This window comes from Moraxella sp. VT-16-12 (assembly GCF_002224245.2).
In the GTDB taxonomy this organism is placed as follows: Bacteria; Pseudomonadota; Gammaproteobacteria; order Pseudomonadales; family Moraxellaceae; genus Moraxella.
On the sequence record NZ_NKHK02000014.1, the window covers coordinates 1 to 12360 of the forward strand.

Sequence of the window (12360 nt, forward strand, 5' to 3'; positions counted from 1 at the left end):
AGATGACTTTGGCTGATTTGTCCTTGAATTAAATCCAGCACCTTGTCTGCTTGTGCTTCGCTGGTCCCACGCACCCAAGCCGTCCAATCACTTGTGTTGCTGAGCTTATCAACAATTTTCGCTCGGTAGTATTGGGTGAGATTGCCTTGCAAGCCGTTAATTGTGTGGCTGTTGGTGGGGTAGGCAAAGGTGCCAAGGGTGGTGATGTTGCTTCTGCCATCTGGGGACACTTGAATTTCGGTAAAGTTGGTGTCTTCCGACTTCACCCCAAACAGCCAGCTTAGTTCCATGCCAAACAGCACGCCTTGCGCGGTAAGTTTGGCAAGTTTTGGTGGCTTGCCTTGTTTGCCTTGTATCTCAGTTAAATTTGAGTGAGTGGCTAGACTTGCTTGACCAAAGGCACTAATGGCAGTTACTCGTGCTTCGTACCGACCTGCGTACACACCACTAATCTCAATACTGTTTGTGCCTGTGGCTGGCAGGGCTTGCCAGTTGCTGTTGTCCTTTCGCCATTCTACGGCATATTTGACCGCCCCGCTCACCTGCTCCCAGCTGATGACAAGGGTGGTAACGTTTACCCCTTGATTGACTTGTGTGTAGCTTGACAGATTGACCAACTTTGTGGGAGCTTGTACGGTGGGATTGATGACACTAATCGGACGCTCATCAATGTACGCTCCTGTGTCAATGGCATCATATTTGGCAGGGTTGTACTGCACGGCACTGATGGTAAATTGGTGATTGTCATCCGCCGTAACTGACAATACCCTAAATTTCATAGTGGCAAGGTCGGCACTGTCTAATACCCAGACATTTTCCACGCTGATATCGCCAAACGGCTTAGTTACGGTAACTTTGTCGCCAACCACAGATTTAATTTGCCGTCTTTGACTGATACCGTCATTGCCGTTAATTACCAGCGCGTCGTCTGCTTTGGCGGTAATGGGACGGTCTAGCGTGATGATGGTTTTGGCTTTATTGATGGCAAGCACACGTCCACCATTGGCACGCCCTGCAAACAGCTCATCGCTAATCTCAATCACTTTGGCAGGGGTTGGAATGTAGCCGTCCAGACCGACCTTAAATGTTACCATGCGTGTTTCTAGCTGTTCAGATTTTAACGCCCATAAGCCAGCTCGTTGGGCTTGCCCTTTACTGGTGCAACCCCAAGCGGAAATGTCCGCCACACGCACGCCAAATTTGGCGATGGCTTTTTCATCTCTGACGTACTCATATTCGGTTTTAAAATGATTGGCTGGATTGCTCCATGCCACCTTAGCGACCGTGTGGCGGTCTCTTGCCCGTGTGCCTGAATACTCAAACACGCCGTCAATCACGTTTGCACGACTAAATGAATACATGCTGTCTTGGGGAATGTCGGCATCCACAACAATGCTGTTACCGTCCCAGTACGAGATAGCACGAAATACGCCAGCCAACTTGCTTAAAATCTCAAACGCCCCTTCTGCTGACTGGATATAGACATTGACCGTAAAGCGTGGTTCTTGACCGCCCATGCCATCATCGACCATTTCATCACAATACTGGGCAAGGCGATACAGCGACCATTTGTCAATCATGTCAGGGGTTAGCCTCTCACCCAAGCCATAACGCTCGGCGGTGCATAGGTCATAATAGACCCATGCGGGATTATTTGTATATGCTCGCTTAAATGTACCATCCCACAGTCCTGTATAAGTGCGTGCCACAGGGTCATAATTGGTCGGTACTTTGATAATAAGACCACGACAGCGAGCCGACATTTTGGCGACATTGCTAAAACTTTCAGCATCATAACGCAAACCAAGTAAAGCGGTATTTGGATAACGCAATTTAAGGTCAATCACTTCTGTAACTGCCGAGACATACATTTTATCACTGACAAAATCAGACGTGCTATTTGGCGTGATACGCCGTACCCTTACTTGCCAGCCTGTTTGTGCAGGGGGTAAATCAATACGGTGGCTTCTTTCGTAATTGCTAGATGTCTTGGCATTGATAGACGTGGCAAGGGCTTGTACCCAACCGCCATTATCGGTCTTAATGTCAATCGCATAATCAATCTTAACACCGCCCACATCACCATTGTCAGCATTTTGCGAGCGTAACGCACCCCATTTTAGGCGAATACGCAGAGCATCCAAATCAAGATTATTGAAAGCTTTAACAAAGGGCGTGCCATGTTTTAGCTCCACATTAACCGCCGTTTCACTTGACACATCGGGAAAACCATCAATATATTCTTGGTCGTTTGTGCCACTTCTAAAATCCACTTTGATGTTGGGAAAGTTAAACTCGCCATTGTCGTTTTGCAAGGGTGTATCGTCCAAGTACACCGACTTATAGCCGTCTGCCAGCCCTGCAATTTCACCTTCGCCCAGTCCGTAGAGTATGTTGATATAAGTTTTGGATTGAGCAGAGTCGGGGGCAATGATGGGCTGACGTGGTTTGCTGCTGCCTTTTTTAGAGCCGTGAATGGTCATTTTGCTATTTCCTAATTATTATCATGATTACAACACATCTTCTGGCGACTGACTGGCACACATAATAAATCCACCAATATTATATTCTCCGTACAGCAAAGGGTTGGGGTTGCCTTGTGCGACTGTGGTAACCGCACCGCCAAAACCTTTGTTGGCTTTGTTGCCATCTTGGTTTTGGTCGGTTGTATCTACTTTTGGCATGAGCATTTGAGCGATACCACCCACCATCAAGCCAACCCCTGCACCAATCAAAGTAGAGCCCAGTGGGCTACCTGCACCACCACTTTTAACAGTTAAGACCACCCCAGCCACCACCAGTACCGCCCCTAACACCGTCTCTAATATCCCTGCTTTTTTAGAGCCTGCCACCACAGGCACAATACGGATAATTTGAGCGTTATGGTTCATGTCTAGTTCCGTTTCACCAATGTTGTGCTTATCATGAAACACCGCAAAGCGTAGCCCCTGTGTGTGAGCGTTCATCATAAATTGTTCAAAGCCCACCAACTGCACGCTTAAAGCACGCATGGCTTCTTTGGTGCTACCCACTGACAGGCGAAATGTTTTGCCGAATTTACGGGCAAGTATGCCGTGTAAGATAATGGTTTTCATAGTTATTCTTGACTATTTTGTTGCATGGATTGATGACGCACCACAAACGCCGTTCTGTCCGCCCAACCCCTGCCGTAAATCTCACGCACCGACTGCCTTCCGTAGAGGTGGTGTAGAATCAGAGTGTTGCCTATACAAGGCGGTGTGGTTTCGCTTTTTAATGTGCCGTTGTCGCCCAGCCAAATCACCGCATGATTGACATGGTGCGTGCGTCCAACACGGCACAACAGGACATCGCCGTATTGCAAATCATCTTTATCAATCTGATAAAATCCTGCTTTTTTAAAGTTGTTTTCGTAAAGTGGCTCATGGTCTTTATCTTCCCACCATACGTCTTTGCGTTCAAAATTAGGCAATTCCAAGCCAAACTCACGCTCATAAAAATCACGCACAATCGCATAACAATCTTGCGCGCCATGAATATAATTTCGCCCCAAAAGTGGCGGTCTATACCCACATGGCTCATACACGCCAAAGGCAGGCTCATCGGCATAATCTTGTTTTGAGACAGCGACAATAACCCATGGCACGCCGTGTAGTTCAATTTGCAACTTGTCCAAATCTGACGGCAACACGCCACCATCAGGGTGGCTGTGGACAATCGCTTGGATTTCGCCTTGTGCTTCGGCACGGGCAAAATCTTTGGAGCAAAGAATAAACTGCTCATTATCGGTGGCGGTGTTGGTGCAGGGTATATACTTTGTATCAACATCAGTCTTCACAACTACCCCACAACTTTCGGCAGGATAGCAGTCAAGAGCATGGGTGATGATGTCAGCTTTTAATTGTGCGGTGAGTTTCATTTACGTTCCTGTTGCTATGAGCCAATCAATCCACTGGCAGGGCAGCCGCCAAAAGGCAAAGGCTTATTTTTGCCAAATCGGCACACGCACGATTTCATCCGTCCACCGCATTTGTCAAGTAATGGGTTATCGGTTGGCTTATCGTTTTCATCAAACATTGCTATGCCTGTGTAACCACATTCTTCACCCCTGTATTTACCCATTACCGCCCAATGGCAATAGTTGTTGTTTTCACGCCCGGGGATTGTAAAACCCTCTAAATCAATCGGATTGGCAAGCTCAAAGGTTACTTGCTGGGCGTTCTCTGATGTTTTTTGTTCAACGAACCAAATTTGTTCTTTGCATTCATCAGGAGCATTAGGGTTGCCATCATCAAAATTAACAGGGTCAAGATATTTGGCAAGGGTGGTGATGACAGTGAGTTTGGCATTGGCAAAATCGTTAAACTGTAAACAGTATGCCGACACTGCCCCCTGCACGCCACCGATGTTGTTAGCAAGGGTTAGCGTGGGCGTACTGGCTCTACCATCTGACCGCATTTCAAGCCCTGTAACAGACAAGGCTTGTGGGCTGTATTCTTGACCACGAAAGATGATGTTACCGTCATTCTTATCATGATTATGTCCATGAAAGCGTAAAATGCCAGCCCCTAGCTTACTTGCGTCCAGTTCAAACAGACGCACCACGCCATCAACTGACGTTTTTTGAAAATCAGCATTTAGCATACTTCATCTCCATTTACGCCCCTGTTTTTATTCAGCCTGTTCATTGCTGATTGGGTCATTGACTGGCTCAGCATTGGTAGGTGTATCATCTGTGGACTGCTCGTCTTGCTCAGCAGGCTTCGGTGTAAGGTCAATGCTAAACTGATTATCTTGATAACCAACTATCAGCTTATCAGCATAGATACCTTGGTATTCAAGTGTATCAAGCTGACCACTTGCCCAATGAATGATGTCAGCGGTTAGGCGAGACACACGGCGAGTACGCCCTTGATTGGCTTTATTGGTGGTAATCTCAAAATCCCCTGTGTCGTCTGAATACTCAATCTTGACAATACTGGCATCATCACCGTGGGTGTTTTGCCAGGTTGAGACTTGGTAGCCAAAGGCGGTTAAAATATCAAGCTCGGTGGTAGAAAGTGTTTTAAGTGTTTTGGTGGTCATGATTGCTCCATTAAAAAAGCCCTTGAATATCAAGGGCTGGGTTGATGTTAGCGAAATGTATTTCGCCGACATGGTTAAAAAACTTGTTCAAATTTAAGAGAAATTTGCCAAAAATTCCCCTTGCGATGACTGACTTGATAATCTTGGCAAACATATTTAGCAGTTACACCATGTGGGTTAGTCCATAAAAAGGGCTTAATGCCTTTATGTTCGTCCAAAAAGTCCATGATGGGCTTAATCACAGTTGCCCAATCGCCTGTCTTTGAGCCACTCCAATCAGTACGTTTGTTGTTAATGCCGTGGCTGACACGCTGAGCATAGCCATCACCGAACTGGGTTTTGGTGATATTGTGGCGAACATCGGCAGATGCTCCCATGTTCATTTGCCATTTGAAGGTTTTTAAGGTCATTATCTGTCCCACCCTTGGCGTTTACTTCTGCGGTGATGTTCGGCAAGCTCATGGCGTGCCACCTGCTGCATCATCTTTCCAATCGTTACCATGAAATCACCATTTGGCATTTGTTGCACGTCTGTTTTTTCGCCTGTGTAGTTATTGATGATAATTTTTGTCTCGCCTTGTCTCTTATCCTGCAAATTAGCAAGGGTACGGTCAAGATTTTGGGCGGTGTGTTTTGGTAGCACTCGTTCGCCTTTTTCAAGATTCCAAGTGCCTGATTTGGGAACGGACATGATGCCGTCATGGGCTTGTCCAACCACGGTGTTTTTAATTGCTTTGATGTTGGCAATAATCCCCATGCCCTGAGCCATTGCCTGAGCAATGAGTGGCACATTGGCAGGAAAGCCTTTTGCCATCGCTTGACTGACGTTTTGCCACAGGGCTAGGCTCGCTTGGGTGATTGCCACGCCTTTTTGCATGGCGAACATGACTTGGTAGGCTCGGGATTGTTCGCCGAAGGCGGCTTTGGAGCTGGCTGCTAATGACCCCAGCATATCCTGAGCATACTGAGTTCTGATAAGTTGCTTGGCTTTTTCAGCTTCTTCAACTGTCATTACTTCGCTATCTAAAAAACCCTTAATCATATCCAATCTTGCTTGATGTTGGGTTTCTATGCCGTGCAACTCGCTAACGCCACCCATCTCAGCATAAAAGGCTGATTTTTCTTGATTGGCTTTTTTGTGTAGCTCGTTAATTTCGTGTTCTTGTCTGGCAGATAATGCGTCTGCCAACTCTTGTTTTTGGTCTGCGTTATATCTTGTATTGCTAAAAATGGCAAGATGTTGGTCGGCGTGTGAGTTTCTTAGGCGTTGTAGCTCGGTGAACTGATAATCATTGATGGCAGTCAGCTCATTTTGATAGGCATCTTTAAGGTCTTGGATTGCCCTTAACTCTCTGTCAGTAACGGCCTTAATTTTAGCAGTACGCAAGGCTTCGTCCATTTTGACAATCGCCATGATTTCTCTGCGTTCCAAATCAGCTCTTGCCTTGATACGCTCTTCTTCTGTCTGATATTGCTCATTGACTTCTTGCCATGCCTTATCACGAGCCAAATGTAGGGCGGACAAAGCCAACATCTCTTTTTGGTTGATGGCTTCAATACTGGCGGTGCGTACGTCTTCCGCCATGCTCACGGTCAGCTCAACCGTTCGTCTTTCTAACTTAGCAGTATTGATGATACGCTCTTCATCGGTCTGCTCATGCTCCGTGGCTGCTTGCATGAGCTTATCATGAGCCAAATCAATCAGATTAACTTTATTCTGGTATTCAGCTTCTGCCAATTTTAAGTATTTGGCTTCATCTTCTGGGCTAAATTTGGCATTTTTGATGTCTTGCTCTCGTGCCGCCAGCTCAGTTTGTGCCTTGGTTTTTTCATCAGCATAATGTTTTTGGATAGCCAGACGGGCATCAGCTTCTTTTTGGAGTTGCCTTGTGAGTTCTTCTTCTGCTTTTTGCATATCCTGCAAAGAAGACTTGACACCCTGTACGCCACCATAACCACTTTGCAACAAACGCTTGGTATCTTGCAAATGATTGCGTCTTCTTCTATCATGTTTACGCCAATCAAAGGGGATTCTTTTGCCATTTTCACCCCTAATTGTATCTTGACCATACGCCCACACCACATAGTTTTTCCCCAATTCTTTGGAAAAACTTTCAGGGTCTGCATTTGGGTTGGTCCAAAAGTTATGTAGTTTGCCCTTATAATCGCCACTCATCATCTCTTGCACGCTAAAAGCTGCTTGTGCATCAATATTTGCCTGAGTACGTTGCATTGTACCATCACGGTTCATCACCCCCGCATGAGTAAGAAAGTTCACAGCCCGCTTGTCTCTGCCTTGATTCCAAGATAACATACCTACATTGCGAATAGTTTTCCCATTTTTACTCTTAGCAGGGTCAGAGTGCGTACCAAAGATAACACTAGCCTGAAAGTTGTTTTCACGCCCCACCTCGGCGGTGATAGCGAGTGCTTGATTGGGTGTTAATCCCGCTTTACGATAACCATTATATACAGCCACAGCAAGGGGTGTGCCATCATCTAGTGTGGTTGGGGTAACTTTGCCTTTATAAGGCTTATTGGCACTCGCCTTAGCCGATTTTTCTTGTTCTTTTTTGGCTTTTTCTTTCTCCTTAGCAGCTTCTTTGGCAGCTTCACGAGCTTGTGCTTGCTCTGCTCCTGTGATGCCCAGCTTTCTGATTTCTTCTTGCTCCGCATCAATCGCCATCATTTTGGCAACCGTGGCATTGGTTGCCCCTGTACCAAGTCTATCAATATCAGACATAGCACTGGCAGCAGACTGCAAACGTTTATCAATGCCATCCATCATATCATCAAAAACATGGGCGGCGGCAGTATTTGCTTTTCCCAAACTCATGATAAAAGAAAGTGGGTCGCTAGTATCCAAAGCACCAAAAAATGTCGCCACACTGGCACTAAATCCGCCAATCGCTTCACCCACCACTTGAAAGACAGTACCAACACCGATGCCAACCTTGGCAAGAATTTTTAAACCACCCACAAACCTTTCGCCTGCCACTCTTGCGGTATCGGCTGCGGTGCTGTTGCCAATCAGTTTGCCTGCCATATCAGATAAGGCAGGAATAACCGCTTGTGTGAACTGATTTTTAGCACCTTGCCACGATAAATTTAGTAATTTAGCACTAGCATTAAGTTCTTGGGTGGCTTTGATGGTTTTTTCATCCATCACCGCCCCAGCATTTCGTGCAGCTTCTTCCCAAATTTTAAAGCCTTCGCCATTATTTTTTAGCAAGGGAATCAGCAAACTGGCTTCATCTGCGATGGATTCCATATAAAATACCATCTCAGCCTGACCAATATTCGCCTTTTCCAGTCCGTTGTAGATGGCTTGCAAGGCATCAGGACCTGACATTTCACGCAGTTTTTCGGTGGTAACACCCACCCTTGGGGCGATGTTATCAAAAAAATCTTTAAGCTCACCCCCTTCGGTCGTTAAAAAATCGCCTACTTTGTCCTGCGTATCTTTAAAAATGTCGCCCAGCTTGTCTTGCTCAACGCCCATCGCCTTGGCAGCAAAGGTGTATTTTTGGATTTCAACTGCGGTGGTATTGGCAAGCTGTGCTGTACGACCCAACGCACTGACAAGCTCCATCTGGTCCTTAACCAGCACACCAACCGTGGCAGATAACGCACCAACGGCGGCAGTTGCGACCGCAAAACCCTTAGCAAACTGCTGCTGCATATCTGCCGCTTGCTGTCTGATGTCGCCAAATGTACCATTTGCTGTATCACGAGCATTTGCCATGTTGGTTTCAAAACTGGCGGTGTCTGCGGTGAGTAGAATGCTGGCTTGTCCGATTTGGGTTGCCATAGTTGCTCCAATAAAAAACCGCCCTTGGGCGGTTTAATTTGATATTCTTAGAATTATTTTCGCTGTTCTAATAGTTTTTGATGAGTGATTTCATATGAGCCAATTGATGGGTTGAGCTCATTAGGAACAAACTCAATAATATATTCAAATTTATTGGCTACCTCACCATCGCGTCGCCCACCATATTTGTCATCAGCCCAATCCCAAGAAATTACACGATACTTATCATCACCAATCTTATATATGCTCTCCATATAAGACTGATTGAAATCTGCGATTTCTGAAAAAGGATGCCAGTCATTGACATAATACTTGTGGCTGGTTTGTTTGGGTTTTGCAACCGTTGTGATATTTGCATAAGATTTCATTGAGCCATCCTTATCAGCAGTGCAGCCCATATTCCCATGCCAAAAAACATAATATTCTGTTGCATAATTATCATCTCTGACAAAAATAACATCAGCTAATGTGGTTTTTTTCTTAGCACTATCTTCAAATGAGTGGTTGCATGATGTTAAATTGGCATATTGTTTCACCATATCGTATGCCAATCTTTCATCGGCCTGTACCACAACACAAACGCATAAAAACATTATCAAGATGATTGTTTTATTCATGTTTAAAAACCTAAACTCAGCAACACAACCTTGAAATTGTACATTTTTATTAACCGCTTGGCAAGCAATTACTACCGCTCAAATACTCAAAATACTCTTTCATTGCCTGTGCCTGTGCTTGTAGCTTAGCTCTTTGAGCCTCTTTTTCTTCCTCTTCTATCTCTTCAAGGGGTCTAGGCTCTGGGTCAAACAAAATAAAATCATCAAGCGTGGCATCTTTACTGCCTGACTGCATATAAGCAAGCAGTGCCGTCTGCATATCACTGCGATAACCTCCGATAGGGTCTAGGCGGTCATAGGCCTGCCATTCCACCAGCTCCTTTTCTGACAGTTGGGCGGTGAGTTGCCCAACGGTCATGCCTAAGTGTCCAGCCAACTTAAATAAAAAACGCCGACTTACGTCGGCTCTGAGTTTTTTTCAGCTTGCTCAATACCTAGGGTTTTTTGAGTATTAAAAGCTTTCAAGGCACTACCGACAATGTCATCAGGCAAGGCAGCAATTTTTTCAATATCGTCTTCACCAAAAAGCAAATTGCCCTTTTCATCACACATAATCATGGTAAAGCCCGTTGCGTTAGACAGACCATCTTGGGCTTTGTTCACGGCATAAATGTAATTCTCACGTTCTGCCACGGTAAAACGCTTGATGTATGCTTTTTCACCTGTAACAGGGCAGGTATATGCCTCAGGTTTTAGGCTCTTGATTGTGGCAAAAATTGCGGTTTTAAAACTCATCATAGTCTCCTGGTTCAGCCGCCAATGGCGGTAGGTTTGGTTGTCAAAGATAAAGAGCATTCCATACGTAGCTTTTTGCTCTTGTCGGGCTTGGGGGTCATGTCAGTGATACGCCCCTTGAACTGCTGACCAAGTGATGTCGCATTTTCAAATTTGAATTGCCAAGTCAGCTCAGTGTTGTCATCGTACGCCTTTTTTAGGGCGGTGTGGTCGGCATCGCCTTCAATATGAGCGTAGGTAAACTTAATTTCCGTACCCTCATAGAAGTCCACGGGCTCTTCCACTTTGATATGACTGTTGGTGGGTGTTACGTCATCAAGTGTCTTTTTGCGTGGCGGCGGGTCGGCAGATTCAAGCTTAGGCACAGGCTTAAAACTCGCCCCATCGGTAGAATAAAGAAGCTGATAAAAGCTATCAGCAGACAGATTGTTAGACATATAAGTCTCCTTTTAAAGGTTGATTAAAAATTGAAAATCCATGCTGTATCTGGCATGGTTGGTGTCAGGGTCAAAAAGCCTTTGGCGACTGACAAACTGACAATGCTTAATACCACCAAGCATGGCAGTGATGACTTGATTTGACAGCTCACGACAAGCTAAGCGACTGCTGTGATAGACATCAACTTGAACTCGCACATATTCTGTATTTAGAAATTCATCAAGCACATTATCTGCTACCGCATCAATCTCACGATATACAATATAAGGCGGCTTAATCGTCTTACCTGATGGTTGTTCAGGCACAATATCAGGATAAGCATGACCACCCGCTAAGGGAGATAATACAGGGTATAATAGCGTGTAACTATCCGTCATTGTCCACCTCGTCTAGCAATGCTTGCTCTTTTTCAATATTTTTTACCAATTTGTCATAAAATCGGTCAAAAGCAATGCGAATATTGGCATCAAATGCGGGTCTGAAAAATGGAATTGCCACCATCTTTGTTGTGCCATACTCAATAAATGGCCAGTATTTGGGATAATATTTTTGGGTTTTGCCTTTGCCTGCATGAATTGCCACCCCTGCACTGACTCCTAGCTTGGCAATTTCACTCTTTTTAAGGCGACGTTTTCTAATAGATTCTCTAATCAAGCCAGGTTGTACATCCACATACACACGACCATAGAGCATTTTGTGGGTTTTCTCAGCAACTGTCGCACGCTGTTTGACATCTTTGGTCATCGGTGTAAGAGCATAATGCAAGGCGCTATAAATGGACTTTTTGGCAACTTTTTCGCTAAATTGTGCCAATGCTTCATCAAGCTCCGCCAAACCTTCAATTCGCACTTCTACACGGTTTTCTTCACTCATAGCTAGCACTCTGCAACATCAAAGTGAGATATTCTCGCCCTGTTTTGGGGTCAGGAATTGGCTGACCAACAATCGCAAACACATGGTCTTGGTAGATAATACGCATATCACTTGTTATATCTTTGGTGTAACGCACCACACAGCGAGCAGTAATTTGACTGCCTGCCGCTTGGGATGCCAAGACATCTTTGACGGACAAATAGGTAATATTTGCCCACAGTTTTTTGACTTGTGTCCATTCGGCCAGTCGTTCACCACCAGCATTGACGCTGGTCTGTTGTTTAAGTAGTGTGATACGATGACGCAGTTCACTCACTCTCATCATCCCTCCTAAATGGTTAGTTTACGATAAGGCGACAAAACTTGACGAACACAGGCAGGCAAATAATTACCAAATTCTTGTCCTTGCTGGCCATCTCTGTTGTCATCAAGATAGCCAACCATAAGCAAAGTGGCGGTTTTTAGGCTTGGCAACATCTCGTCCGTGATGTCGTCTGTGATATAATTTTTGACGGCATTTTCAGCGGTTTGTAGATAAATTGCTAAAATTGTGTCATTACTGTCATCATCATAGCGTAGATGGTGTTTGACTTCGTCAAGGGTGGCAAATTGGCTCATGGTTTGTCCTTGGGTTTTTCAAACTCCTTATAAACACGATAAATCTCAGGCAATCGCCAAATCAAAATGCCCACTAAGACAAAAATGCCAATAACAATCAGTTTTTCCATAGATAATCTTTCACTTTGCACTAAAAATGTGATAAAATCGTTCATAGATTTAATCTTTTCCGTTAAAAGGTTAATACTAGAAAACCCAAGTTTT

16 protein-coding genes are annotated in these 12360 nt (G+C 45.0%); all 16 read right to left on the reverse strand.

Translation table 11 applies throughout. The annotated features are described in order from the left end of the window. A partial coding sequence (locus CEW93_RS09995) for a host specificity protein J (RefSeq protein WP_146416663.1) occupies positions 1-2483 on the reverse strand: 2483 nt, incomplete at its 3' end. A gap of 27 nt (positions 2484-2510) precedes the next feature. Further along, positions 2511-3095, reverse strand: a complete 585-nt coding sequence (locus tag CEW93_RS10000; RefSeq protein ID WP_089540944.1) for a tail assembly protein — start codon at positions 3093-3095, stop codon at positions 2511-2513. 2 nt (positions 3096-3097) lie between these two features. Next, positions 3098-3898: a C40 family peptidase gene (locus tag CEW93_RS10005; RefSeq protein ID WP_089540942.1), complete on the reverse strand. Its 801-nt coding sequence runs from the start codon at positions 3896-3898 to the stop codon at positions 3098-3100. A gap of 14 nt (positions 3899-3912) precedes the next feature. Further along, a complete protein-coding gene (locus tag CEW93_RS10010) occupies positions 3913-4623 on the reverse strand; it encodes a phage minor tail protein L (protein ID WP_089540940.1) in 711 nt (236 codons plus the stop codon). A 27-nt stretch (positions 4624-4650) separates the two neighbouring features. After that, positions 4651-5064 (reverse strand): hypothetical protein, encoded by a 414-nt coding sequence (locus CEW93_RS10015; protein WP_146416664.1) that lies wholly within the window; start codon positions 5062-5064, stop codon positions 4651-4653. Between the two features lie 74 nt (positions 5065-5138). Then, positions 5139-5474, reverse strand: coding sequence for a phage tail protein (locus tag CEW93_RS10020; protein WP_089540812.1), 336 nt, complete (start codon positions 5472-5474; stop codon positions 5139-5141). Further along, positions 5474-8875 (reverse strand): hypothetical protein, encoded by a 3402-nt coding sequence (locus tag CEW93_RS10025; RefSeq protein ID WP_146416665.1) that lies wholly within the window; start codon positions 8873-8875, stop codon positions 5474-5476. Before CEW93_RS10025 ends, CEW93_RS10020 begins: the two co-directional genes overlap by 1 nt. A gap of 53 nt (positions 8876-8928) precedes the next feature. Further along, positions 8929-9492 carry a hypothetical protein gene (locus tag CEW93_RS10030; RefSeq protein ID WP_089538785.1) on the reverse strand — a complete coding sequence of 188 codons (564 nt, stop codon included), beginning with the start codon at positions 9490-9492 and terminating at the stop codon, positions 8929-8931. A gap of 49 nt (positions 9493-9541) precedes the next feature. Next, the gene (locus CEW93_RS10035; RefSeq protein WP_089538784.1) at positions 9542-9850 is read right to left on the reverse strand and encodes a DUF4035 domain-containing protein; all 309 of its coding nucleotides are present in this window, start codon (positions 9848-9850) and stop codon (positions 9542-9544) included. A gap of 38 nt (positions 9851-9888) precedes the next feature. Continuing rightward, entirely contained in the window at positions 9889-10227 is a 339-nt protein-coding gene (locus tag CEW93_RS10040) for a hypothetical protein (RefSeq protein WP_089538783.1), read from the reverse strand. Between the two features lie 14 nt (positions 10228-10241). Then, entirely contained in the window at positions 10242-10664 is a 423-nt protein-coding gene (locus CEW93_RS10045) for a hypothetical protein (protein ID WP_089538782.1), read from the reverse strand. A gap of 12 nt (positions 10665-10676) precedes the next feature. After that, positions 10677-11042, reverse strand: a complete 366-nt coding sequence (locus tag CEW93_RS10050) for a DUF3168 domain-containing protein (RefSeq protein WP_089538781.1) — start codon at positions 11040-11042, stop codon at positions 10677-10679. Then, positions 11032-11538 (reverse strand): HK97-gp10 family putative phage morphogenesis protein, encoded by a 507-nt coding sequence (locus CEW93_RS10055; RefSeq protein ID WP_089538780.1) that lies wholly within the window; start codon positions 11536-11538, stop codon positions 11032-11034. The genes CEW93_RS10050 and CEW93_RS10055 overlap by 11 nt, the downstream gene beginning before the upstream one ends. Further along, on the reverse strand, positions 11531-11860 hold the full coding sequence (locus tag CEW93_RS10060) for a phage head closure protein (protein ID WP_255504094.1): 330 nt from the start codon (positions 11858-11860) through the stop codon (positions 11531-11533). Before CEW93_RS10060 ends, CEW93_RS10055 begins: the two co-directional genes overlap by 8 nt. Positions 11861-11868: 8 nt before the next feature. Continuing rightward, complete coding sequence (locus CEW93_RS10065) at positions 11869-12156, reverse strand: head-tail connector protein (protein ID WP_089538778.1); 288 nt, start codon at positions 12154-12156, stop codon at positions 11869-11871. After that, on the reverse strand, positions 12153-12311 hold the full coding sequence (locus CEW93_RS10860; protein WP_186727965.1) for a hypothetical protein: 159 nt from the start codon (positions 12309-12311) through the stop codon (positions 12153-12155). The genes CEW93_RS10065 and CEW93_RS10860 overlap by 4 nt, the downstream gene beginning before the upstream one ends. Positions 12312-12360: the final 49 nt, after the last annotated feature.